16 protein-coding genes are annotated in these 25,123 nt (G+C 50.3%); 5 read left to right on the top strand and 11 right to left on the bottom strand.

Going from position 1 to position 25,123, the window contains the following annotated elements:
* The first annotated feature begins 9 nt into the window (after positions 1 to 9).
* The gene (locus ICL55_RS25270; RefSeq protein ID WP_188102704.1) at positions 10 to 1,344 is read left to right on the top strand and encodes a DUF2252 domain-containing protein; all 1,335 of its coding nucleotides are present in this window, start codon (positions 10 to 12) and stop codon (positions 1,342 to 1,344) included.
* Positions 1,345 to 1,557: 213 nt separating this feature from the next.
* On the opposite strand, the gene ICL55_RS25265 is transcribed toward ICL55_RS25270, so the two are convergent.
* Together ICL55_RS25265 and ICL55_RS25260 are read right to left on the bottom strand one after the other, a co-directional pair.
* On the bottom strand, positions 1,558 to 2,826 hold the full coding sequence (locus ICL55_RS25265) for a DEAD/DEAH box helicase (RefSeq protein WP_188102702.1): 1,269 nt from the start codon (positions 2,824 to 2,826) through the stop codon (positions 1,558 to 1,560).
* 270 nt (positions 2,827 to 3,096) lie between these two features.
* A complete protein-coding gene (locus ICL55_RS25260; RefSeq protein WP_188102700.1) occupies positions 3,097 to 3,510 on the bottom strand; it encodes a c-type cytochrome in 414 nt (137 codons plus the stop codon).
* A 230-nt stretch (positions 3,511 to 3,740) separates the two neighbouring features.
* Between ICL55_RS25260 and ICL55_RS25255 the strand changes: the two genes are divergently transcribed.
* Complete coding sequence (locus ICL55_RS25255) at positions 3,741 to 4,571, top strand: methylated-DNA--[protein]-cysteine S-methyltransferase (protein WP_188102698.1); 831 nt, start codon at positions 3,741 to 3,743, stop codon at positions 4,569 to 4,571.
* Between the two features lie 177 nt (positions 4,572 to 4,748).
* Here the strand turns inward: ICL55_RS25255 and ICL55_RS25250 are convergent, their stop codons facing one another.
* Both ICL55_RS25250 and ICL55_RS25245 read right to left on the bottom strand, forming a co-directional pair.
* Positions 4,749 to 6,212: a RagB/SusD family nutrient uptake outer membrane protein gene (locus tag ICL55_RS25250; RefSeq protein WP_188102696.1), complete on the bottom strand. Its 1,464-nt coding sequence runs from the start codon at positions 6,210 to 6,212 to the stop codon at positions 4,749 to 4,751.
* Between the two features lie 11 nt (positions 6,213 to 6,223).
* Entirely contained in the window at positions 6,224 to 9,352 is a 3,129-nt protein-coding gene (locus tag ICL55_RS25245; protein WP_188102694.1) for a SusC/RagA family TonB-linked outer membrane protein, read from the bottom strand.
* Between the two features lie 500 nt (positions 9,353 to 9,852).
* Here ICL55_RS25245 and ICL55_RS25240 point away from each other — a divergent pair, with 500 nt between their 5' ends.
* The 3 genes from ICL55_RS25240 (at position 9,853) to ICL55_RS25230 (ending at position 15,061) form a co-directional block, all read left to right on the top strand.
* The gene (locus ICL55_RS25240; RefSeq protein ID WP_188102692.1) at positions 9,853 to 10,272 is read left to right on the top strand and encodes an SRPBCC domain-containing protein; all 420 of its coding nucleotides are present in this window, start codon (positions 9,853 to 9,855) and stop codon (positions 10,270 to 10,272) included.
* A gap of 307 nt (positions 10,273 to 10,579) precedes the next feature.
* Positions 10,580 to 14,536 carry a Pls/PosA family non-ribosomal peptide synthetase gene (locus tag ICL55_RS25235; protein WP_223151588.1) on the top strand — a complete coding sequence of 1,319 codons (3,957 nt, stop codon included), beginning with the start codon at positions 10,580 to 10,582 and terminating at the stop codon, positions 14,534 to 14,536.
* 9 nt (positions 14,537 to 14,545) lie between these two features.
* Positions 14,546 to 15,061 (top strand): GNAT family N-acetyltransferase, encoded by a 516-nt coding sequence (locus ICL55_RS25230; RefSeq protein WP_188102690.1) that lies wholly within the window; start codon positions 14,546 to 14,548, stop codon positions 15,059 to 15,061.
* Between the two features lie 164 nt (positions 15,062 to 15,225).
* On the opposite strand, the gene ICL55_RS25225 is transcribed toward ICL55_RS25230, so the two are convergent.
* The 7 genes from ICL55_RS25225 to ICL55_RS25195 all read right to left on the bottom strand — a co-directional run bounded on the left by ICL55_RS25225 (position 15,226) and on the right by ICL55_RS25195 (position 25,021).
* Positions 15,226 to 16,482, bottom strand: coding sequence for a DUF2264 domain-containing protein (locus tag ICL55_RS25225; protein WP_188102688.1), 1,257 nt, complete (start codon positions 16,480 to 16,482; stop codon positions 15,226 to 15,228).
* A gap of 9 nt (positions 16,483 to 16,491) precedes the next feature.
* Positions 16,492 to 17,685 (bottom strand): glycoside hydrolase family 88 protein, encoded by a 1,194-nt coding sequence (locus ICL55_RS25220; protein ID WP_188102686.1) that lies wholly within the window; start codon positions 17,683 to 17,685, stop codon positions 16,492 to 16,494.
* 73 nt (positions 17,686 to 17,758) lie between these two features.
* Positions 17,759 to 18,811: a LacI family DNA-binding transcriptional regulator gene (locus tag ICL55_RS25215; RefSeq protein ID WP_188102683.1), complete on the bottom strand. Its 1,053-nt coding sequence runs from the start codon at positions 18,809 to 18,811 to the stop codon at positions 17,759 to 17,761.
* A 26-nt stretch (positions 18,812 to 18,837) separates the two neighbouring features.
* Positions 18,838 to 19,599: an SDR family oxidoreductase gene (locus ICL55_RS25210; RefSeq protein WP_188102681.1), complete on the bottom strand. Its 762-nt coding sequence runs from the start codon at positions 19,597 to 19,599 to the stop codon at positions 18,838 to 18,840.
* Between the two features lie 9 nt (positions 19,600 to 19,608).
* Entirely contained in the window at positions 19,609 to 21,822 is a 2,214-nt protein-coding gene (locus ICL55_RS25205) for a DUF4861 family protein (protein ID WP_223151587.1), read from the bottom strand.
* A gap of 27 nt (positions 21,823 to 21,849) precedes the next feature.
* Positions 21,850 to 22,692, bottom strand: coding sequence for a 5-dehydro-4-deoxy-D-glucuronate isomerase (gene kduI / locus ICL55_RS25200; RefSeq protein WP_188102677.1), 843 nt, complete (start codon positions 22,690 to 22,692; stop codon positions 21,850 to 21,852).
* 376 nt (positions 22,693 to 23,068) lie between these two features.
* Positions 23,069 to 25,021: a heparinase II/III domain-containing protein gene (locus ICL55_RS25195; RefSeq protein WP_188102675.1), complete on the bottom strand. Its 1,953-nt coding sequence runs from the start codon at positions 25,019 to 25,021 to the stop codon at positions 23,069 to 23,071.
* Positions 25,022 to 25,123 lie beyond the last annotated feature (102 nt).

The raw sequence follows: 25,123 nt of genomic DNA, 5'->3' as shown, positions 1-25,123 counted from the left end.
GCCTGTCTTATGGCTGTTGAAAAAGATACTCCCGGAAAAAAAATCAGAGCTGCCGTTCCCCGCACCTCACAAGGCGATTTTAAACTATCTCCGCAACGGCCCGGTGTGGTGGAATCTATCCGCCTGTCCAATCAGGACAGGATAAAGAACCTGATACCGATCCGCCACGGCCGCATGAGTGTTTCGCCGTTCGCCTTCTACCGCGGTATGGCCGGACTGATGGCGCAGGACCTGTCGGAGCTGCCGCATACGCAGCTGAAAGTGCAGGCCATCGGCGACTGCCACCTGTGTAATTTCGGCGGCTTTGCCACCCCGGAGCGCACCCTCATCTTCGATGCCAACGATTTCGATGAAACACTGCCGGCAGCCTGGGAATGGGACGTTAAGCGGCTGGCCACCAGCTTCGTATTGGCAGCACGGCACAATCAGCTCCGCGAAACAGATGCGCATGAAATGGCCATCAGCATGGCCACGTCCTACCGGCACAGCATGTACGAATTTTCACAACTGCCCGTGCTGGACTTATGGTACAAAAAATTTGAAATGCATGCGCTGCTGAACAAAGCCACCAGTGAAGAAGTGCGGAACCTGTTGCGCAACGCGATTGAAAAAGCAGAGAAAGCAACACCTCAGCAGGTGTTTTATAAGATCACGCAGAGCGTGATGGGGACCTTTGAAATTACCGATCAGCACCCGCTGATATACCATCCGCTGGACCCTGAAAAAGAGAAAGACAATATCAAATCCTTCCTGAGTAGCTACCAGCGTACGTTACAGGAAGATCGCCGTTTTCTTTTCAGCAAATATCATGTGGTAGACATCGCCCTGAAAGTGGTCGGCGTAGGCAGCGTAGGCACGCGTTGCTTCATCGCGCTGTTGATGAATGATAAAGACGAACCCCTCTTCCTGCAAATCAAAGAGGCGCGCGCCAGTGTGTTGGAGAATTTTACCGCCAAAAGCAAATACAAACATGCAGGGGAACGGGTAGTACAGGGGCAGCGCCTGGTGCAGGCTGCCAGCGACATCTTCCTCGGCTGGAGCACCGCCAATGACGGCCGCCATTATTATCTGCGGCAGCTAAGGGACCGTAAAATAGCCCCTGATGTGGAAAGCTTCGATAAAGAGGTGTTGCTGGCATATGCCGGTCTCTGTGGCCGTATGCTGGCGCGTGCGCACGCCAAAACCGGGCCTGGCCAGCAAATCAGCGACTATATGGGAAAGAGTGAACTGATGGACACCGCCATCGGTAAATTCGCCGTAGCCTACGCCAATCAAACGGAAAAAGATTTCGAAGTATTCACCAAAGCCATCCGCAATGGAAAGCTGCCCGTGGAAAAAGCATAAAAGATTTCTCAATATCTTGTCGGGCCGCTATAGAAACAGCCAGAAAAACATCTTAGCCCCGGGCTTCAGCCGGGGGACCGGGGAAATCCACGGCAATCCGCGCAACCCGGAAATCCGGGAAAATAAAAAAGAGGCCTCTCAGCCTCTCGCCAGCTGTACATAACGACAGCCTAGGAATATAGCCCCGGGGTACAATTCCCGGGGAACTGCAAATTAAAAATCTATTTTCTGATCACGCTTGTCCACCTTGCCCTGGCGTCCGTAGCGGTTACGGTTGCGTGGTTTCGGTCTTCTCGGTTCTGCTTTTGGCGCGTCCGGATCGGCATTGTTGGCCTCAATCAACGCAGCTTCTTCAAATGGGTGACGCACAGAAGGGATTTTCTGCTTCGTCAGTTTGTTGATGCTGTTCAGGAAAGGGCGTTCTTCGGTAGCGCAGAAAGAGAGCGCGTAACCGGTAGCGCCGGCCCTGCCGGTACGACCGATGCGGTGTACGTAAGTTTCTGATACGTTAGGCAGGTCGTAGTTGATCACATGTTCCAGCGCTTCTACGTCGATACCCCTTGCGGCGATGTCTGTGGCCACGAGTACGCGTAAACGACCGCTCTTGAAGTTGGTCAGCGTGGTTTGCCGGGAAGCCTGCGACTTGTCGCCGTGCAACGCATCAGCATTGATATTACGTTTACGCAGGTTCTTGGCAATCCTGTCGGCGCCGTGTTTCGTCTGTGTAAATACGATGGTACGTTTGATCGCCTTGTCTTGCAGGATGTGGTCCAGCAGTTGTTGTTTGTCTTTTTTCTTCACGAAGAAAACACATTGTTCCACTCTCTCAGCAGTAGTAGACACAGGGGTGATCTCCACTTTCTCCGGTTTGTACAGCAGAGAGTTGGCCAGCTTCGCGATATTGGGAGGCATGGTAGCAGAGAAGAACAGTGTCTGACGTTGCTCCGGCAGCTCACGCACTACTTTCTTGATATCATTGATAAAGCCCATATCCAGCATGCGGTCAGCTTCATCCAGCACAAATATCTCGAGGTGGTCCAGGTAAATATAGCCCTGGTTCATCAGGTCCAGCAAACGGCCCGGCGTAGCGATGAGCACGTCAGTGCCATTGCGTAACGCGATGGTTTGCCGGTGCTGTGGTACGCCACCAAATATAACATCGTGTTTTAACCCTGTAAATTTGCCATACGCTTCAAAACTTTCATCAATCTGTGAGGCCAGTTCCCGGGTAGGTGTCAGGATGAGGGCACGGATATGTTTATAACCGCCTTCCACACCGGAGCGGGTGTTGTACAACTGTTGCAGAATAGGAATGGCAAAAGCGGCTGTTTTACCGGTACCGGTCTGTGCACATCCCAACAGGTCTTTTCCTGCTAAAACGATCGGAATAGATTGTACTTGTATGGGGGTAGGTTGGGTATAACCTTCTTTTTTAATTGCTTTTAAAATGGGCTCAATCAACCCTAATTGCTCAAATAGCATATTGTATTTATAATCTTCGGTAATAAAATTGAACGCCTCTTAATAGCCGGCGTTCAGCATTGAGGAGAGCAGTAAAGAAAGATTCTGGAGAGAGCTTTATGCTTTTAACTCAACATAACGAACGTAAAGATACGGATTTTCCCGTCAGCAAACGGTCAGGGCGCGGATAATGGTTATATGTGGAAATAATGATAATAAAACAAACTACAAATCAACTACTTACACATAGACAGGGGCTATCTCCCATAGGAGAGGCCCCCATCAGGAATGTCATTGGCCAGGCTTGGGAGCCGCAGCTTCTTCAGGTTTGGTTTTTGGCTCTTCGTTACCATGGTGACAAGTGTAACAGGTCACAGACATCACTTCTGTTCCCTTGAAGAACTTCTTGTTGATGCGGTGTGTCATTTTCATCATAGACCGTGCGATGTCTTTGTGTTGATTTTCATCGCTGGCAAAATCCAGTTTTTTAGGATCATCTTTTTGTGATGCGTGACAGTAGCCACATTTTACGCCCAGGGCTGTATTGAACCCGCGCATAGTGGCAATCAGCTCTTCATGGCTGATGTTCTTGGGTAATACTTTGAGGTTTTTAGGCTTCTCCGGCTCCTGAGGCAAAGCCAGGGAACACAGGGTAACTGCCGCCGATAACGCCGCCGCTACCATGAATGTTTTTTTCATTTTCATGACCATGGATTTAATAGTATGTAAAGCTTCCTGATACGGAATCTACAAAAAATTATATATGTAAAGTAATTTTTTTGATAGATGGGCAAGGCGCCGGCGGCTTCGTACAGGCAAAAACGTTAGTCAGCGGCAAGATAACAGACGGTAGCGACCATCTTTTCTGATGTCCGCAAGTTCCGGGTTTTTTGCCGACTTTCGCAGGGGTAACTTTGTCTTAAAATGATAAAGCCATGAACAATTACGATAAAATTGCCACGGCAATTGCTTACATCAACGACAATTACAAGGAACAACCGGAACTGAAAGATATGGCAGCTTCGGTACACATGAGCCCGTTCCATTTTCAACGGGTATTCAGTGAATGGGCAGGTGTTACACCTAAAAAATTCCTGCAATATCTCACATTGCATCATGCGAAACAGCTGCTGAAGCAGGAAAAAACCACCCTGTTTGACGCCGCTTTTGAAACGGGCCTGTCCGGCACCAGCAGGCTGCACGACCTGTTCGTCAACATAGAAAGCATGACACCGGGAGAATATAAAAATGGGGGAAAGTCGCTGCACATCAATTACAGCTTTGCCGAGAGCCCGTTTGGCAATATCCTGGTGGCCTCCACCAGCAAAGGCATCTGCTATATGGCTTTTGCCGACGACCGGGAAGCGGCGCTACAAGAGCTGACCGCCAATTTCCCGAATGCGCAGTTCACACAGATGACTGACCTCATCCAGCAAAACACGCTGTATATCTTCACCAAAGAACAGCATCGCCTGTCAGAGATCAAACTTCACCTGAAAGGCACTGCTTTCCAGCTGAAAGTATGGGAAGCCCTGCTGAAAATCCCGATGGGCAATCTCACCACCTATCAGCAACTGGCAGCAGCGGTGGACAATCCCAAAGCCTCCAGGGCGGTAGGTACTGCCGTAGGCCAGAACCCCGTGGCGTTTCTCATTCCCTGTCACCGGGTGATCAAAGCCACCGGCGAATTCGGGCACTATCACTGGGGGGATGTACGCAAACAGGCGATGATCGGCTGGGAATCTGCACAATCATTTAATCATTGAGTCATTTCATCATTTTAATATTTAAATCACCCAATTCGCAAAACCGGGAAAATATCAAAATATCAAAATCCGTAAATAAAGAAGGGCCGCCCACTCGTGAAGGGCAGCCCTTATTTGCTTATGAAAGAGGACCAGCACTAGAGAGTGCCTGTCTGTTTATTAGAGGATAATGTGGTATTACTGGTTATCCACAGCCAGCTTGTTATACACCAGCTCATCGGATGAGATAGGCCAGATGTAACCTGCAGCTGTTGGCGGTACTGCCAGCACAGTAGCACTCTTCGCAGGGAACGGAATACCCAGACGGATAATTTCCATGGCTCTGTTACCTTCTCCCAGTAATTCAATATGTTTTTCTTTTAAGATAGCATCAATCAGATCGTTGGGCGTCGCGAAATTAGCCGCTGTAAACACGGTCGTCGCATCTGAACGGCCACGCACGGCATTCAGCAAAGCGATAGCGGTAGGATCTACGGTATTGGATACACGTACTTTCGCTTCCGCTTCAATCAGCAGCAATTCTGCCCAACGCAGCACCGGCGCAAAGTCCAGGTAAGGGCTCGGACCGGCATATTTCACCAGGAAGGAACGTGTGCCAACCGGTAAAATAAACTGCCTTCTGGCATCGGTAGATTTCCAGGATGCATCTGCTACGATGCTACCGGTGGCAGTGTTCAGCGCATACTCTGCGTTGCCACCAACAGAAGCGGGGCTGTAGTAGTATCCCAGCTGGGTTTGCGTACCCGGGAAGTCTCCAGGGGAAGCACCGAATGGCATGTATATCACCGCTTCTTTACCGGCATACTTTGGGGTGTACAGGTTCTTCAAGTCGGACTCCAGCACGTAACCGGCAGGAGACGTGAACGGACCAGAACCGGCAATCAGTTTAGCGCCTTCTGTCAGCACTTTATCATACTGCCCCATTTGCAGGTATACTTTCATCTTCAGCGCAACAGCATTGTAGGAATTGCCCTTGTTGGCAGAGAACTTGGTAGATGCTGTTAACTTAGGCAACAGTGTTTCTGCAGAGTCCAGGTCACGGATGATCTGGTCATATGTTTCTTTTACGGTGCTGCGCGCGCGGGAGTAATCTCCCAGCTTGGTATGCGGCTCCCAGAAAAGAATCAGGCCCGGTTTACTACCAGCACCATCCCAGTAAGGACGGGCAAACAACTGCAGCAGGGAAAAATAGGAAAGACCCCTTACAAATTTAGCATCGCCGGCGTATATCTTTGCCAGTGAGTCGCCAGCTACAGCATTGCCTTTGGCAGCCATACCGGCGAGGAAAACGTTCACGTTGTTGATGGCCATATATCCCTGGGACCAGATCTCTTTGATCTCCTGAGACTCCCCAACGGCGGTCATTTTCCAGCTGGCATTCAGCGTTACGTTGTTGGTGGTCAGGTTCACAAAATCTTCCCCTCTCACATCATTTGCGATCAGCACTTTACCACCCAGGAACTTCCCGTTTTTCATCACGGTATACAAACCGGTAGCTTCGTTGCCAATTCGCTCTTTCAGTGTAAACGCCTCCCAGTCGGGGATATCGGTTGTTGGTTTTGGCGTAAGCAGATCCTTCTGACAGGCAGTGCCCAAAGCCGCAATGCCTAACGCCAGTATATATGCACTAATTTTATTCATCATCGATCGTTTTAGAAATTAACATTTAAACCCACAGTCACCGTGCGACCATTGCCCAGTGTGTTACGGTCGATACCCTGACCGGAAGCGTTGTTACCATTGGAAGATACTTCCGGGTCCGGGCCGGGGTATTTGGTCATAACAGCCAGGTTCTGGCCTCTTACATATACCTTGGCGCCGCTCAGGTGAATAGACTTCAGCGCTGTTTCAGGCAAAATGTAAGTCAGGCCCACGGTACGGAGTTTAAGGAAATCTCCTTTGAACACGTTAGCAGCAATAGCGAAGGACGAACCATTGGAGATGTTATCACCATTTACCAGTTTAGGTGTTTCACTTACATCGCCAGGTTTCTGCCATCTGTCCAGCACTTCTACACCGTTGTTCCAGTAACGCTGGTCTTTCATACCGGCAAGGCTACCATAGTAAACATAGAAACCGGTTTGATAAGTCAGCAATACGTTCAATTCAAAGTTTTTGTAACGGAAAGTGTTTTCAAAACCACCCACCACTTTAGGGTTGGTGTTTTTGTAGGCCACCGCGTCTTTTGTACCTACAGCCGGCGCAGGTTTGCCGTCAGCGTAAGAGTACACGGCACCTACGGGATTGTAGTATACCTGTTCTCCCGCTTTGTTAACGAAAATCCTTCTGCCGGTTTGCGGATCTACACCATTGGTACGAACAACATAAATCATACTGGCCGGATAGCCTACCTGGTTTACGCTGGTTTGTTCCAGTGAGCTGGTCACAAACGGAATTTTGTCCAGGGCTCCTGCGAGGTCAGTGATTTCATTTTTGTTGTAAGCAATGTTGAAGGAGGTGTTCCACGTAAAGTCCTTCTTGGTTACCGCTGCTGCGCTGATGCTGAATTCCACGCCTTTGTTATACATCTTGCCTACGTTGGCAGGAATGGTGGCAATAGCAGTAGTAGAAGGAATACCGGCGGAGGGGATTTGAGGTACAAACAGGATCAGGCCGTCGATATTGTTATAGTAGTAGCTCAGTTCACCGGTAATCCTGTTGTTCAGGAAACCATAACTGATACCCACATCTGTTTTTTTACTTACTTCCCAGCCCAGGTTCGGGTTACCTGCCTGACTGAAATACAGGGAAGGCCTTTCACCATAAGGTACGGGTCTGTAGAGAGATAACGCATCATAATCACCCAGGCCGGCATAGTTACCTACTTTACCGTAGCTACCACGCAGTTTCAGGGTAGAGAACACATTAGCCAGTTTGCTGTTTGCCCAGAAATCTTCTTTGGTGATTTCCCAACCGGCAGACACGCTGAAGAAAGTACCTTTCTTCTTGTCTTCACCAAACGCAGAATACTGGTCCTGACGTATGCTTCCGCTCAGGAAATATTTCTCTTTATAGTTATAGTTCGCACGGGAGAACCAGGACAGCAGATAGTTGCTGCGGCGTAACATGTTACGGCTTAAGTCAGTCAACCAACCGCCTTCAGAGTTATTAAAGTAAGGGTCCATCTGGTTCTGACGACCGATACCATAACGTTCACGCTGATCGCGCTGTTGTTCTGTACCAAACAGTACGCTCAGGCTATGTTGATTAAAGGTTTTATCAAACTGCGCGGTGTTGGTCCACATCCATCTTTTATACTGGGTATAGGTGCTGGTAGCGTCACCATTGCTGCTGTAACCGTCACCGTTTTTGTTGTTGCTGTAAGCGTCGTTGTTCATCAGGATATAGTCGATACCGTATTGTGTACGTAAAGTCAACCATTCCCATGGTTTCAACTGGCCATATACGCTTCCCTGTATGTGGTTAGCTTCTGTATTAGAGTGATCGAGGTCCAGCAGGATCTTGGGATTGTAGATGCCCACGTTCAGGCCACCTTTAGCACCACCGATACCGGAACCGCCGTTGGTATTGTAAGTACCGTCGTTGTTATACGGAGCGACGATCGGAGAAGTCAGGAACGCCAGACGGGCCAGACCACCAGAGTTAAAGGCTTCACCTTCCAGTGAACCGGAAGAACCGGAGATCAGGCTGGACTCATTGGAGTAGGCTACTTTAGTGCCCACGGAGAAGATTCTGCCTACCTTCTGGTCTACATTCACCATCAGGTTTTTACGGATAAAATCATTTTGTTTCAGGATACCTTCCTGCTTGGTGTAACCGGCAGAAAAATAGTAGCTGGTATTTTCAGTACCACCGCCTACACTCAGGCTATGGCTTTGAGAGATCGCTCTGTCACGGTATACAACGTCCAGCCATTTGGTATCGATGTTATTGCCATTGGCATCTTTGTTGAACTCATAACGTCTGGCATCACCGGCATTCGCCAGGCCTTCGTTTTTAATATCGATGTACTGCTGTGCATTCAGCAGTTTAGGCAAACGGGTTGGCGTAGTCATGCCCACCCAGCCATCATACATAACACGCGGACGGCCGGCTTTACCTTTTTTGGTGGTTACCAGTACCACGCCGTTGGCGGCACGGCTACCATAGATCGCTGTAGCAGCAGCGTCTTTCGCGATATCAATAGATTCGATATCAGACGGATTAATGCTGGACAATGGGTTCAACGGAGCGTTGGTAGATCCTACGTCGCCGCTGAAAGTAGGCACTCCGTCAATAACGATCAACGGATAAGCGCTCATAGACAGGGAGTTGACACCACGGATCCTGAACACCGGCGGGTTGTTTACCACACCGTTAGGTACGGTGATCTGTACACCCGCAGCACGGCCACCCAAACCGGATTCAAAGCTCTGTACCGGCAAATTAGCCAGTGACGTGCCTTTCACCGAAGCGATGTTACCGGTTACTTCTCTTTTTCTTTGTGTACCATAACCCACCACTACTACTTCAGATATAGCTTTGGTGTCTGCCGTTAATTTAACATTCCCTATGTTGTCTCCGGTAATAGGTAAGGTTTTCGCTTCATACCCTACGAAGGATATGCGTAATGTCTTTGCATCCGAAGGAACAGATAGGGAGAACGCGCCTTTGGCGTCTGTTACAGTACCGGTTTTGCCGCCGGGCAGGCTGATAGATACACCGGGCAAAGCAGCGCCTTGCTCATCAGTGACCTTCCCGGTAACCGTACGATGAGATTGTGCCAACAAAGTTGATGCTAGGAACAGCATGCTGGCTACCACGAGTAAGAACTTCCTCATGTAATTGCAGATTTTGGTTTAGATTAATTAAAAAGAAGTCTGATCATATCAGATTTTGGTCATAGTTTCTCCAGCATCATGAGGTCAGTCATGATGATATATTTCGCAGCGTTCGAATTTGAGAATGCAGTTTAGTTTTAATGATTTCTGGCCATAGATCCACAGCACTGCTGTCGGTGTCTTTAGATTTAGATTTCTCCTTCGCTTAGTTTTTTTGTTTTACTGGTTAAGAAAAACGGTTCGATTTTGGTTTTTTATGCTACAGTCTTCACGAGATGTATCACTGATTTAGATTTTGGTTGCAATACTATCGTTATCCTCTACGATCACCCAATAAACAGGTCAGAATAAAAGTAAAAAAAAATTTGAACCCCACTACACTTTCTCTTTTCCGATCTTTTCTATCAAGACAAGATTTCTTTTAAAATTAATGATAACTAATTTATTACATATTAAAAAGCTGCCAAAATATTTTTTTATATCTTTATCCAAATAAAAAAATGAGCACACAGGAAAACGCACCCGGACATACGACCTCCCAGGGCTGGGAAATTGGTGTCAGACGTACTTTCACCCTCTCCCCCGAAACAGCATGGGAAATGCTTTTCAGTCAACCTGTTCTTGGTGTATGGCTCGACAATAAGGCCGATATCGCCTTTCAGAAAAACGATACCTATACCACCGATGCTGGCATAACCGTCACCGTTACCAGTGTTACGGAGGTAAAAGTGATCCGGATGAAATGGCAACAGAAAGGCCAGACAGCTGCTTCCACCTTACAGATCAGAGTCATCCCGGCAAAAGACAAAACCACCATCAGCTTCCATCACGAATGGCTGGCAAATGGCCAGGAGCGCGAAGCGATGAAAACCTATTGGACGCACGTGCTGGATGAAATCGGCAAATCACAAAACGGCTAACCGATATTAAAACATCGTATAACCGTTAACGTTATCTACCATTTCCCTTATGAAAAAACCTTTTACCATGCACCACCATATTGGCGAAAACCGCCTGCTTCACATAGGGCAGACCGGCTAAAATGTTAAAAGGAGCGCTATCAAAATGAGAAAAACCGGCCTCCATGGCGCCGGCAACGGGAATTCACCGACAGTTAAGGCATTTTGAGCGCCCGTAAATCTGAATTCGCCTATAATAACTTATTTTTAAGCTAATTATAAGGCATACCTATCACTGTACCCTGTAACTTTGTTAATACCAAGACCAATGAATACTACGGGAAGCAAAATTATGAACGGCTATAGTATAGTACAAGGACCCCAGCTTCAGGAATTGTTGCATCAGGAAACACTGGCGGATATCTTCAGACAATCAGTCAAAGAGCATGCTCATCATCCTGCTCTGATTTTTCAACACCAATCCCTCACCTACGCTGAAATGGACCACTGGAGCGATGCGGTGGCTGCTATGTTGCAGGCGCGCGGCATCGGCCCCGGCAGCGTGGTAGGCGTATGGTGGCCACGCGGGCTGGAACTGCATGCGGCCATCCTGGGCATCGTAAAAGCCGGAGCGGCTTATGTGCCGCTGGACCGCGAAATGCCCGCCGAAAGAGTGGAAGGCGTACTCACGGAAGTAAAGGCCGCCGCCTGCTTCAGTGAAGCGTCCCTGCACCTGGACGCTGCCATCCTCTCCGTTCCGCCGGTACCGGACGCCACACAAACATTCACGCTCAAAGCCGGCCCTTCCCCCGACAACATCGCCTACGTATTATATACCTCCGGCAGCACCGGAAAACCCAAAGGCATCCCCATCTCACACCGCCAGATATGTCATCTGGTAAGAGCGGAACAGACCGTCCTGAAAATCACCTCCCACGATAAAGTGTACCAGGGCTTCTCCGTCTCCTTCGACATGTGGTGCGAAGAAACATGGGTCAGCTATTTCGCAGGCGCCACCCTCTGGGTAGCAGATGCCACCACAGCTAAAGCAATCGATGAACTGGGCAGCGTGCTGCGCAACGAAAAAATTACCATCCTCCATGCCGTACCCAGCCTGCTGGCCGTCATGGAAGACGATATACCCTCCCTCCGCCTGATCAACGCCGGCGGCGAAGCCTGTACTCCACAGGTACTGGCACGGTGGGGCGCCCCTCCCAGAATTTTTTACAACAGCTACGGCCCTACTGAAACAACCGTCAGCGCCACCTTTGCTGCCCTCAAACCCGGCGATGCCATCACCATCGGTCATCCCCTGCCCAACTACAATATGGCGGTGGTAGATGACAAACTCAATATTCTCCCCCTCGGAGAAAGAGGCGAACTGGTGATCACCGGCCCCGGCGTGGGCAACGGCTACATCGACCGCCCCGAGCTTACCCGGGAAAAGTTCGTTCCCAAACCGGCGTCCATGGACATGGTCCCCGGCGATATGGTATACCGCACCGGCGATGCGGCCATCATCCTGCCCGATGGCAACATCGACTTCCAGGGCCGTCTCGATGATCAGATAAAACTACGCGGATACCGCATTGAACTCGGTGAAATTGAAAACCGCCTCAATGCCATCATCGGCGTGATCTCCGCTGCCGTAGCAGTGAAAAAAGATAACAACGAACAAGACCAGCTGGTAGGATATGTGGTCATGGAAGATGCGCAACCCTTCGACGAAAGTTTCTTCCGGGCTGAACTGGCAAAGGTATTGCCTCCTTATATGGTACCCGGCACCATCCTCGAACTGGAGGACATGCCGCGCCTTCCCAGCGGCAAAATCAACCGTAAAGCATTGCCGCTGCCGCCAGCCTTCGCACAGCCCGTCAGCCATGAAGCAATAGATGCCAATGCGCCGCTACAGGACAGGGTGATGGCCATCCTCTCCAAAGTATTTCCCGACAGGGACATCCACCTTCAACAGGATTTTTTCACGGACCTTGGCGGCCATTCACTGCTGGCCGCTGCTTTCGTATCGCGCCTGCGCCGCGAAGCCAACGTGCCACAGGCATCCCTGAAAGATATCTATATACATCGTCCGCTACAGGCCCTCGTGGATACCTGGAACGTACAACCACAAAGCAGTAAGAAAAAAGAACGCAGCTTTAATGAAGTGCCCTGGTGGCGCCACCTCGCCTGCTGGGCAGCACAGAGCGTTTCCCTGCTGGTGATCTTCGGATTGTTTGCCATGCAGATATTCCTGCCTTATCTGGGATACTACTACATAGAACAGGAAACCAGTCACCTCGGATATGCCATCATCACCGCGTTGTGCATGTTCTGCCTGCTGCCACCCGTTTTCTCCGCGCTGATTATCATCGCCAAATGGCTGATCATCGGCAAAATGAAAGCGGGCGACTATCCACTGTGGGGACAATATTACTTCCGTTGGTGGCTGGTGAAAACCATGCAACGGCTGATGCCCTCCCAGTTCCTCAACGGCACGCCCCTGTATCCCACCTATCTGCGGCTACTCGGCGTGAAAATAGCCTCCGATGCACAACTGGCGGCTGTCACCATCGGCGCGGAAGACCTGGTCACCATCGGCAGCGATGTCAGCATCAGCTCCCAGGCGGTTATCAACAATGCCTGGGTAGAAGACGGCTGGCTCAAACTGCGCTCCGTACATCTCGACGACCACGCTTACATCGGCAGCAGCGCTGTCATCGCCGGCGACACCGTTATGGAACCCTGGAGCGAACTGCAGGACCTGAGCTACCTGCCGGCCAACAGCCGCATAGGTACCTGCGAAGTATGGTATGGCAGCCCCGCACAGCTGAAAGTGAAAAAAGAAATGAGCGAAATGCCGCAGCCATTACCCGTGTCTGCAGCTACCCGCCGGAAATACAGCCTGATCTTTTCGCTGTTCCTGCTCGTATTTCCATTCACCATCCTGCTGCCCCTGCTGCCTACTATCATCACCCTCAATCAGCTCGACAACGCCGCGCCGGATTATAACTTCAACTATATGGTCATCACGCCATCCCTGGCATTGAGTTATATCATCCTGTTCACCACGCAAACCGTTGTGCTGAGCCGCGTGCTGCAATGGGGCATCAAACCCGGCACTTACCCTATTTACAGCCTGTTTTATGTACGCAAATGGTTTGCAGATCAGCTGATGTCACTCACGCTGATCGTTATCCATCCTATTTTTGCGACAGTATATATCTCCAGCCTGTTCCGCGCGCTGGGCGCCCGTATCGGTAAAAACACGGAAGTATCTACCGCCAGCAGCGTTACCCACCCGCTGCTCGAAATAGGCAACGGCGCCTTCATCGCGGATGCGGTCACACTCGGTGAATCCGATGTACGCGGACAGCAACTGATCCTCGAAAAAACAATCATCCACGATACCAGCTTTGTAGGCAACAGCGCACTTATTCCACAGGGATATGTCCTGCCGCCCAACATGCTGATCGGCGTGTTGTCCACACCGCCTTCAACAGAACAGCTGGCCAACAGCACGGCACGCGACTGGTTCGGCTCTCCCGCCATCGCACTGCCACGCCGCCAGGAAAGCCGTTTCTTTCCGCCGGAACTGACCACCAATCCCTCTCCGCAAAGGAAGATGGCCAGAGGCTTCGTGGAATTTATCCGCATCCTGATACCGGAAACAATGGTTATCTGTTGCAGCATCCTTTTCATTGCCTACGGACATGACCTGGTAACCGAACAAGCCTGGTGGCAGATCCTTCTCAAACTGCCTTTCTACTACCTCTTTTTCCTCGGTATGCCCGCCTTCCTTTTCACGGTGATGATGAAATGGGTACTGACCGGTAGATATCACGCCATACAGAACCCGATGTGGACTTCCAAAGTGTGGCGCAGTGAAGGCACCACCTCCACCTACGAAGCACTGTCCGTGCCGTTCCTGCTCGACTTCCTCCGGGGTACGCCATGGCTGCCCGTTTTACTGCGCATGCTGGGTGTAAAAACCGGTTACCGCGTATGGCTCAACACAACCGACATCACCGAGTTTGACATGGTGGAGATAGGTACTGACTCCGCGCTCAATGAAGACAGCGGACCACAGACGCACCTGTTTGAAGACCGTGTCATGAAAATCGGTCCCATCAAAATCGGTGACCGCGCCAGTATCGGCGCCCGCACCATTATCCTCTACGATAGTGAGATTGGAGATGACGTGAACATCGCGCCACTGTCGCTCGTGATGAAAGGAGAGAAACTGCAACCCGGCACCGACTGGACCGGCAGCCCTATCAGACCGGAATAACCTGACGCCATGATAACGATTACGCCTATACGCATAAAAGATCATTACGAGCTCCTGTCAGCCATGCTGAAGGAGCTCCATCTGTCTGAACTGGAGTTCTTCCCTAAAACAGCCGCCTGGGAAGATATACAGACAGACTATATGCAGCATGTCATCTCCACACAGGAGGAAAATGACGGCACCTGCCTGCTGGCTGCCAAAGACGGTGACCCGGCAGGCTTTATCTTCGCCTATGTAGAAGAACCAGACGAAAGCCGTATCGAAGATTATACCGGCGATACCCTCTATGTCTCCGACGGTTATGTAGCGCCGGCCTTTCGCCGCATGGGTATCTATCGTCAGCTCAACGATGCCCTGGAAGCCATCTACCTTCAAAAAGGTATTCGCAGGATCGTACGTTATACCCTCAGCAACAACCTGCGGATGCAGCAGTTTCTGGCATCGCAACAGTATGAACCCGTCAGGATCGTGTATGAAAAATGGCTTACGCCGGATGGGAAGGAAGGGATCAAATTGTTTCCGTGATTATGTAAGATTTTTTTGATTTTCGATTTTTTGATTTCGTTCTGATAGAACAGATTATAAAAACAAAAGACCGAAGTGATTAACATCACATCGGTCTTTTTTATTGTACAGGATGATTCGCTTACATAATCCCCGAAATCAAAAAATCGAAAATCACAAAATCCCTACATGTCAATAGCATGATCTTTCTGAACAGGTTTCCCTTTCCACACTTTCTGCGCCGTCCATTCAGCAGCAGGAGCGCTCCAGTAAGGATCATTCGCCGGTAATCCCAAATCCAGGAAACCGGTAGTGCATAAATAAAGGCTGCCGGTAGAAGTATATACATCAGCGATCTCCGGCTGATGCCCGCAGAAACCGATCTGCAACCAGCCGTTTTTATCGAAAGTGCCGGGGGCTTCAAAAATTCGTTTATTCACTGCCGTTAGTGCGCAACGCACCTGTGCCGGTTGTAATTCTGTCGGCAGTTTTCTTTCGAGGGCCAGCTGCGCCAGCGCTTGAAAAGCAGCGTTGCGATAAGGCATGGAGCGGCCTACCACGGGGAAAGTTGCCTCCGGGGAGATCTGTCTTTCCAGGATCGCGCCGTAGCGTTGCATGCGCTTCAGCGCCAGCTCGTATTGTTCTTTACTGCCTTCGCCTTTCTCCGCCAGCACTTTGAGCACATCCACCAGCATCGGCTGAATCACGAAGGAATTGTAGTAGTCATAGTGAAAATGGGGACCATCTCCATACATGCTGTCGCCCTTGTACCATTCCATGATTTTCTCAACGGCAAAGTCCACCGGCTTGCGGTCCCAGCCACCACCGAACTGCAGCAACGCTATTTCGATCATAGCGGCAAACAGCACCCAGTTATTGGTACTAAAGGCTTTGATGCTGCGCAGGCTTTTCAGGGCGTCTACTGTCTGCTGTTGCGTACGGTCTGACAACTGTTTCCATACCTGCTTCGGCGCACGTATCAGGCCATGGGCTAAAAAGGCGCCATCTACCAGCGGCTGCGCATCAAATTGTCCGGTGAAGTTCATAAAGTCGGAAGAGGAAGGATCTACTGCCATCGCCATCGCTTTGTGAGTAAGCGCCAGCATCTCAATGCGCTTGCTGCCTTCCACCGTATTGTCCCATCCCAGTTCCAGCCATGGCGCCAGTCCGGCCAGTGTTCTGCCGAAAGCCTCCAGGTAGGTCACCTTGCGTACCGGCTTACCGTAATGCGGCGCTACTTCAGTAGGCATATTGGCCACCAGTTGCCCCTTGCTGAGATGGGTCATAACGGGGCGGCATATACGCAGCAGCAGGTCGAGATTGTAAGCACGGTCATTTACCGGCGGCGCCGCCGCCAGGTCTGCCAGCATACTTTTATCTGTCTTCAGCGATCCGGCAATGCCGGCCATCGGTACCGCTTTTAGAAAAAAACGTCTGTTCAAGTTGATGATCTATTTAGCCCACTGTTTGTAACGCAGCAAGGCTTCCACAAAATAATAGTCAGCATAGGTCAGTGGCACGTCTACCTCAGATTGATGAGGCAGGGAACCCACGCTATGCATCAAAATAAAATCATTGTTCTCTCCTTCTTTGGCCAGATATGCCGGGCTGCAAAGACTGGTGAGCATGGTCTCCGCAGCGTTCCAGTAACGTTTACCTTCGGTTTTGTTAGTGTAACGGCTTAACTCCAGCAGCGCGGAAGCTGCTACAGCGCCCGCAGAAACATCACGCGGGGCGTTTGGAATTTCCGGTGCGTCATAGTCCCAGTAAGGAATCAGATCTGCCGGCATATGCGGATGATGGAGGATGTATTCAGCGATATGACGCGCCTGGTCCAGATAAGCTTTGTCTTTGGTTTCACGGTACATCATGGTGTAACCGTACAGGCCCCAGGCCTGACCGCGCGACCAGGCGGAGCTGTCTGCCAGTCCCTGATGTGTTTTCTTTTGTAATACAGCGCCGGTAGCAGGATCATAATCAATCACATGATAAGAGCTGTAATCCGGACGGAAATGGTTTTTCATCGTGGTGTTGGCGTGGGTGCGGGCTATCTGATCAAACTTCGGATCACCGGACAGGCGGGTGGCCCATGTCAGCAGTTCCAGGTTCATCATATTATCGATGATCACCGGGAATTTCCAGGTGCCGTGGTCCCATGATTTGATACAACCTACGGTAGCATTAAAGCGGGTGGAGAGCGACCGGGCGCTGTTGAGCAGAATACGGTTGTAGGCGGTGTCCCCGGTGATGCGCAAGGCGTTGCCGAAGGGGCAATACATCATAAATCCGAGGTCGTGCGTACGGGTATTGAATTCGTTCTTTTGACAGAGCGCCATGCGTTTGAGCGCTTCCGTTTTAAAGGCCGGATCTTTCGTGTATTCGTAGAGGAACCAGGTAGTGCCGGGATAGAATCCGGATGTCCACCATACAGCGTTGGAGGTCATCAGGCTACCGTCTTTGTTGGTGCTGCGGGGCAGTACGGTGTCCGGCACGTGGCGCATCATCAGTTTATATTGTCGGGCGGCAAATTGCAGTGTTTCGTCGGCCTTGCGGAGCAATGCCTGGTTGGCTTTACCAGACTGTGCATACGATTGCATAAACATCGCAGGCAATAGCAGCAAGGTAAAGAACAGGTTCTTTTTCATAATATTTAAACTTAAAAGATCTTTGCGCTCTTTGCTGCTTTGCGGGAAAGCAGTAAGCTGGTGATAGGTTGACTTATTTCTTTTTCGTGGCGGCTTTTGTAGTGCCGGCACTGGATTCCCTGGCGATCAGCTGGGTAGGAATGATCTCCTGTGAATAGCGCGGGGTACCGGTCTGACGGCTGGTCACCAGTTCCATCAGCGCGGCCACCACCCGTTCGCCCATCATAGCAGGGTATTGGTCCACACTGGTGATAGGCGGTGTAACGATTTCGGTTCTCGGATCATTGGAATAACCCACTACTTTCAGGTCTTCCGGCACCCGCAGGTTGATTTTGCGGCAGTACTCCATGATCGTGATGGCAGTAGTATCATTGGACGCGAAGATACCGTCCGGATAAGGCTTCTGTGCGAAAATTTTTTCGCAGGCCTGCCACGCATTGTCGCGCGTAAGTTCCTGATAGAAAACCCTGGTTTTACGGAAAGGCAGCTTATGTTGCTGCAAAGCGCTTTTATAACCCGCTACCCTTTCCAGGTACAGATTACAGGTCAGCGGGCCGGATATATGCACAATGTCTTTACAGCCTCTTTCTATCAGGTGGCTGGTGGCGGTAAACCCTCCCAGGTAATCATCTCCCTTGATCACCTTTACGTTGTAATCTTTGGGTACGCGGTCAAAAAACACCAGCGGGATGTTGTTGTCTTTGAAAACATCAAAATGCGAGAAGTCGGTGGTATACAGGGTAGTGCTAACCACCAGGCCGTCTACCCGGGCAGAATACAGGGTATTGACCAGGGCTACTTCCTGTTCATAGGAGTCGTTGGACTGACATATGATCAGGTTGTAGCCATGTTCCTGTAATTTATTCTGGATAATGGTACTAATAGTAGCCGGAAAAAACATGGAGATACGCGGAACGATCAGGCCGATGGTTTTGCTTTTGTTGTTACGTAAACCAGCAGCCAGCGCGTTAGGACGGTAGCCCAGTTTGCGAGCCATTTTTTTTACCCTGTCTTTCGTACGTGCGCTGATGTTAGGATTATCGTTCAGGGCGCGTGATACAGTAGATACCGATAACTTCAGTTCCTCTGCAATATCAACGATTGTTTTTTCTGTACGTTTGCTCATGTATTAGCCATTAACGGTAAATATAATTATCTGCCCATCCAGCCGCCATCTACGGTGAGTATAGTACCATGTACATAATCCGCAGCTTTGGAAGCGAGGAAAATAACGGGTCCGGCAAAGTCTTCCGGTTCGCCCCAGCGTCCTGCAGGTATCCTGTCGAGTATGGAGGTACTGCGTTTTTCATCCGCCCTCAGGGCGGCCGTGTTGTCGGTAGCGATATAGCCCGGAGCGATCGCATTGACGTTCACTCCCCTGCCGGCCCATTCATTGGCGAAAGCTTTCACCAGTGAGCCTACCGCTCCTTTGCTGGCGGCATATCCCGGTACATTGATCCCACCCTGGAAGGTAAGCAATGAGGCTGTAAAGATAATCTTTCCGGCGCCTCTTTCAATCATCCCCTTACCGATTTCACGGGTAAGGATAAACTGCGCATTCAGGTTGATGTTGATCACCTCGTCCCAGTACTCGTCCGGGTGCTCTGCTGCGGGTTTACGGAGGATAGTGCCGGCATTGTTGACGAGGATATCGACGGCCTTTACTTCCTGCTGTAACTGGCTGATAAAGGCATACAATGACGCGCGATTGGAGAAGTCGCTCTGATAGGCTTTAAAACTGCGGCCCAGCGCTGTTACTTCCTTTTCCACGTCGCTGCCCTGCAATTCCAGGGAGGCAGACACACCGATGATATCTGCACCGGCGGAGGCCAGCGCCACCGCCATCGCTTTGCCGATGCCACGCTTACATCCGGTGACGAGCGCGGTTTTTCCTTTCAATTGAAACAGGTCCATATGTCAACTTTATTGAATCGTTACTTTAAGTGGTTCTTTAATGCGTTGTGAAAATGCTTCTAAATATTTAAACCATTCATCTGCATTGGCAATCCGTCCGCCTTTGTTCCAGGCAGCGCCGAAATAATACACATACGGCTGCCGGCTGCCCGCCATACCGGGACTGAGTAAATGTACGTTATCCGTTTTCATGCCGGGCACGGAAGCAGGGAAAACACATCCTACACCGAGGGTACCGTCTTCACCATGCTGCGGCTCCCAGTATCCCATCACACCGTTCTTTTCGTCCAGCAGCACGGCGCCGGGCTCTTTCCGTTTTACAATGCCTGTCATCACCGGCAGCTGATCGCCTTTGAAGGTGTATTGCGCCTGCATTTTGTTCAGCTGGGAACCGGCGTCCAGAGAGATGGTCTTGGTAACGGTAACGGGTATATTACCGGCCTGCCAGGTATCGTAGGTGAGCGCAAAAGTGGTGCGGAGCGGACCGTTGTCCAGCCGTTTCCATTGACGGTAGTTTTTCGGGAAATAGATGGTGTCTTTACCATAGGGCGCGATATCACCGGCGCCCAGCGTAAGACCTACACTGTAATAGTCAAGACCCTGGCCATTGTCATGATGATAGTTATCCAGTTTATACCAGGTATCAATTACCATGTCGGTGGTACGTTTAGCCCATACATCGATGCCATAAGCCATTTCCTTCGGCGTTTTCTCCAGCGCGGGGCCGTACATGCGGTAAGCCATCCGGTCGTTTTCCCATGCATAGTCATCTTTCCTTTCGGGCACAAAACGGCCATATGCTTTTGGTGTTACTACAGCGGGCGTACCCGCTTTCACTGCCAGCTGACGGCTACCGGCCGGCGTTACGCTCACCTGCAGTAATACTGCTTTAGGTGTTTTCCCACCTTCATATATCAGTTGATAAGGAATTTCCTGATCGGACAACAGGTCTACTACCCGGAAGGATTTACGTGTTTCTTTATTCAGCTTCGCCGTAAACTGATCGTAAGGAATCTCCACGATCTCGCCTTCGCGGTTCAGTCCTGTTGTGTTGGTAATAGTGATATCACCGGGACTGCTCTGCCGGAGATCGTGTTTTATCAATTCAGCGCCGGCCAACAGGAAAGCACCTACGCCGTATACTTCAGAATCATCGGCAGTGGCTTTTCCCGGGGCTGCCGCTACTACCTGCACAAAGCCCAGTTTACCGTCGGGCTGTACGCAGTCTGTCAGTGCCTGCCATCCTTTCCGGATAACGGGCAGAAAATCTTTCTCCGGTAAGATGCCATTGTTCACGCCCCACGTGAGCGCATACACGTAAAAACCGGTGCCGCTGGTTTCTTTGGAAGGGTAGCTGTCGGGGTCCAGCAGGCTGGCATGCCAGGTACCGTCGGCTGTTTGCAGGGGAGCAATGCGGTAAGCCATTTTTTTGAACAGGTCCACGAAACGGGCCCTGTTGGCATAGTTGGCAGGCATGTTGTCCAGAAGGCGCGCCAGTCCTCCCATCACCCAGCCATTGCCGCGGCTCCAAAATACTTTAGCGCCGTTTTTCTCTTTCTGGTCGAAGTAGCGGGCATCGCGATAATACAGGCTGTCGTTTTTGTCGAACAGGAAGTCAGTTGTTTTCCACCACAGCTTGTCGGCTGTTTCCAGATAACGCGGGTCGCCAGTGGCGGCAGACAGATAGCCCAATGCCGGCGGCCCCATAAACAGGGCATCGCACCAGGCCCATTCGCGGTGATGGATACCGTTTTTCCAGTCGAGCGGCTCTGTATGCGGAGCGGCCACAATACTGTCTGCCAGCTTCCGGAATTTATCAATCATCACGGGGTCCTTATAGTAAGGGTATAGCTGGGCATACAGTTGACCAATACAGTATTCATCCGCAAAAAAGCGGTCCGGCCCTGTGTTCCAGTTATTATCCCTGCCTACCTGTACTAACCGTTGTATAAAAAACGGATTGTCGGTTACCTGGCTCAGGGCCATCATGCCGGCATACATGGCGCCGTTAGTCCAGTTGGTTTGTGGATTGGCCCACCCTTTCCGCTCAATGGACTGCCATTGCCAGTTGGCCACTTTCTCCATGTAGTTACGCACAAACTGCGCCGACACCGTATTGATCGGAGGCGTCACAGTAGCCGTTTTCTGCGGAACAGCACCCGCATCCGGCCCGAAGTGAAGGGCTGAAAGACCCAGCAGGCTTCCTGCAATGATGTTTTTCATTTTCATGATAAATATGATGATCGGGTTTTAACGTAATTCGTTGATCTTACAATGGTCCATATCGCCATAATCCAGATTCTCCCCTGCCATGCCCCAGATAAAAGTATAGTTGCTGGTACCGGCGCCGGAATGCACGGACCATGGCGGAGAAATCACCGCCTGTTCATTCTGCATCCAGATATGACGGGTCTCCTGTGGCTGCCCCATAAAGTGGCAAACGGATTGCCCTTCTGGTACTTCAAAATAGAAATATACTTCCATTCGCCTGTCATGTGTATGCGCCGGCATCGTATTCCATACGCTGCCCGGCTTCAGCTCCGTCATGCCCATTTGCAGCTGACAGGTTTCCAGTACGGAATTGACCAGCAGCTTGTTGATGGTACGATGGTTGGATGTTTCCAGTGCGCCCAGCGTTACTACTTCCGCTTCATTCCCAGACACTTTGCGGGTAGGATAACTGTGATGTGCCGGGGTGGAATTAAGATAGAATTTCGCCGGCTGCGCAGCGTCTTTACTGTGGAAAACCACTTTTTGTTTGCCTTTTCCCACATACAAAGCTTCCTTGAAGCCGATCTCAAATTGTTCTCCGTCCACTTCTACCATACCCGGACCGCCAACATTGATCATTCCCAGTTCTCTGCGTTCCAGGAAGTAAGTAGCTTTCAACAGATCAATCGTTTGCAGTTCGAGGCCGCCTTTTACAGGCATCGCCCCTGCTGTCAGGTACCGGTCGTAATGCGTGTGTACCCAGGAAATACGGTCTGCCTCAAAGATCTTTTCTATCAGGAATGCCTTTCTCAGCGCTTCGGTATCCATGCCCTTCACCTCTGCAGGACTGCTGGCATACCTTGATTCATACTGTGTGCTCATATCGTTATGGTTATCTGTTATACTGAATGTTGATTTTTTCGATGTTGATTTCTCCGGATGCCCCGGGAAGATGTCCGCAGTCCGGCTTTGCCGGTTATGTAGCATAACGGCACGCACTAACGTGGAACTGCCTTTCCCTCAGGCAGTAATAACTTCATTGTTCATGGCTTCATTTCTCTACCCACCATCCTGCTTCATTAGCCGGTCTAAAGTAATGCAAACGTTTGCAAAATACAAAGCTTTTATAGAAAAAGATAGCATAAATTAATTGTTAAAAAGACAATTATACCACCAAATCCACTGTACTGCCGCATTGTGCGGGTGTCTGCATCATTATTATATTAAAATATTACAGAATGTATTTTCAACCGCTATTTTACCAGGGATACTGCCTGCGTTTGATCACAAAATCGAGTTGATGCTTTTCCTTTAATGCCTGCCCTTTGGCCTTCAGTGTAACACGATACACGGCATCTCCCCAGACAGGCGATAACCGGCCGTCATCTACTGCCTGCCGCTCCACGGAGGCTTCCAGCCGGGAGGCATCATAGCTCATCTCTAACGTAGCGAAGTCTTCTTTCAACAACACCTTTCCGGGGGTATTGATATCCGGAGGCAAACAAGTCATAAAATGCAGTAGATAAGGTGCTTTCCAGGATTGTAGTTCATAGGCTTCGGTCAGCTTCAGCCGGGATTCCGCCGGCATAAACGTGAAAGTGCGCCTTAAAGTCTTTACCATCGCGGCTTCAGGATAGGCTGCTGCGATATCCATGTCCAATATTTTGGTGGCGCCTTTATCTGCAAAAGATACCTCCTTCGCCTGATACCTGCGGCCATCACGTTGCTGTACGCCATTCACCGTGGGACAGTTATGCCATTGTGATTGCATATACCATAATTGATAACGGTCCTGGCTGAACGTCTGTTTGGTATAAGTGCCCACGCCTACGTCAATGATCGCCGGTTTGCCATCCATATACAGCACAAAATTGCCGATGTCATTATGGTTGTGGCTTTCGGCATTATGACCGCCTTTAGCGGCGAAAAACAAGCCCCTGGAGGCCCCTTGTTTGGAACGAAGCGACAACACCTGGAGATCGGGCAACCAGTTGACCGTAGTAAAAGGCGCTGCCGGCGTCGTGCTGAGGAAAGACTTACGCCCTTCAAGGTCATACACAAACGTCAACAACGAATTAGTTTTGATGCGGTTGGTATCAGGGTTGGCCAGCCGGTACAGATAAGCCGCAAACTCCTTCATCTGCTGGTCTTTGAAGATTTCTCCATACATAAATACCGTATGCGGCGGCGGGATAGTGCTGGCAGAAGCATCCGCGAAATTCACAAACCGGCTGCTATCGATGTGCATCTTGTAGATATAAGTGCCAATACGATGTATCAGTTCATTTTTACTGAGATCAGCCTTACCGGCGGAAGCCCAGCGCATCCAGTTGACGAATTCTATCAGTTTACCGCCGGCATGCCCCCAATAGCTGGGGCCTTCATCACAACCCCCATCTTCGGGATAACTATTCAGGAAAAAGTCTGCGCTGCGAATGGCTTTTTCTATGACCTGATTACGTGTATTCCTTTCATTTACAGCCAGCAGGGCTGTCTGCAGGATATTGGTATTGATCCAGATATTCCAGTTGTTCATGGGTTTGCCGCTAAAGCCCATCCACCAGAAATCAGTCCGTTCCAGGAAGGGTACCACAATACGCCGGTTCAACTCATACTCAATCCTTCTGCTGATCACAGGCGAATACTTATCCAGCTTCCTGTCCATCAGAAACTGCGCCCAGCTGATGGTAGCCGCTGTTTCGCCTGCAAACAGATCGATGATCTGTTCAGCAGGATCAGGCAGGCCGTTGCCCGCTTTCTGGGCGCTGATATGTGCCGGCAACACCCAGGTGCTTTCCTCCAGGATAGCCCACAAACCATTTGCGATCTGTGGTATATATTTTCCGTTACCGCCCGCCAGCTCACCTGCCACCAGCACCGACAATACCTTACGCCGCTCAAACTGCGCGTTTTCAAAATTGACCCGGTTTCCATTATCACGGTATTGCAGATATAAAGAGGCTGGTAAAGCAGGCCAGGTAAAGCTCATCGCTTTATCCGCGTCTGCCAGCATCTGCTCGCGCGTAGCTGCCGGTAATTGCTGTACCACCTCAATGATATGGCTACGTTGCCGTTCCCGCCAACTCATATTGCTGAAGGCAGCATTACCATCCGCCGCTTTCCAGGCGGTATACAGGTAATTCCGGGGCTCCTGCTGAGCAGCCAGGCGACAACAACAACATATTAAAATCAACAGTAACGAAATGCGCATACGACCATTATTTCGGGTAAGATATAAAATATGCTGCATGTTTTCTGTCGGGGTGCACAACCGTGAAGGCGATGCAAACAGTTATTTTATCAAGAATATATC

Source organism: Chitinophaga varians, from assembly GCF_014529945.1.
Lineage (GTDB): Bacteria > Bacteroidota > Bacteroidia > Chitinophagales > Chitinophagaceae > Chitinophaga > Chitinophaga varians.
This window is presented reverse-complemented; position numbering and strand designations above follow the sequence as displayed.

What these genes read in the sequence shown, in the direction of transcription:
- ICL55_RS25270 (WP_188102704.1), top strand. Translation starts at nt 10, where the DNA reads ATGGCTGTTGAAAAAGATACTCCCGGAAAAAAAATCAGAGCTGCCGTT.
- ICL55_RS25265 (WP_188102702.1), bottom strand. Translation starts at nt 2,826, where the DNA reads ATGCTATTTGAGCAATTAGGGTTGATTGAGCCCATTTTAAAAGCAATT.
- ICL55_RS25260 (WP_188102700.1), bottom strand. Translation starts at nt 3,510, where the DNA reads ATGAAAATGAAAAAAACATTCATGGTAGCGGCGGCGTTATCGGCGGCA.
- ICL55_RS25255 (WP_188102698.1), top strand. Translation starts at nt 3,741, where the DNA reads ATGAACAATTACGATAAAATTGCCACGGCAATTGCTTACATCAACGAC.
- ICL55_RS25250 (WP_188102696.1), bottom strand. Translation starts at nt 6,212, where the DNA reads ATGAATAAAATTAGTGCATATATACTGGCGTTAGGCATTGCGGCTTTG.
- ICL55_RS25245 (WP_188102694.1), bottom strand. Translation starts at nt 9,352, where the DNA reads ATGAGGAAGTTCTTACTCGTGGTAGCCAGCATGCTGTTCCTAGCATCA.
- ICL55_RS25240 (WP_188102692.1), top strand. Translation starts at nt 9,853, where the DNA reads ATGAGCACACAGGAAAACGCACCCGGACATACGACCTCCCAGGGCTGG.
- ICL55_RS25235 (WP_223151588.1), top strand. Translation starts at nt 10,580, where the DNA reads ATGAATACTACGGGAAGCAAAATTATGAACGGCTATAGTATAGTACAA.
- ICL55_RS25230 (WP_188102690.1), top strand. Translation starts at nt 14,546, where the DNA reads ATGATAACGATTACGCCTATACGCATAAAAGATCATTACGAGCTCCTG.
- ICL55_RS25220 (WP_188102686.1), bottom strand. Translation starts at nt 17,685, where the DNA reads ATGAAAAAGAACCTGTTCTTTACCTTGCTGCTATTGCCTGCGATGTTT.
- ICL55_RS25215 (WP_188102683.1), bottom strand. Translation starts at nt 18,811, where the DNA reads ATGAGCAAACGTACAGAAAAAACAATCGTTGATATTGCAGAGGAACTG.
- ICL55_RS25210 (WP_188102681.1), bottom strand. Translation starts at nt 19,599, where the DNA reads ATGGACCTGTTTCAATTGAAAGGAAAAACCGCGCTCGTCACCGGATGT.
- ICL55_RS25205 (WP_223151587.1), bottom strand. Translation starts at nt 21,822, where the DNA reads ATGAAAAACATCATTGCAGGAAGCCTGCTGGGTCTTTCAGCCCTTCAC.
- kduI (WP_188102677.1), bottom strand. Translation starts at nt 22,692, where the DNA reads ATGAGCACACAGTATGAATCAAGGTATGCCAGCAGTCCTGCAGAGGTG.
- ICL55_RS25195 (WP_188102675.1), bottom strand. Translation starts at nt 25,021, where the DNA reads ATGCGCATTTCGTTACTGTTGATTTTAATATGTTGTTGTTGTCGCCTG.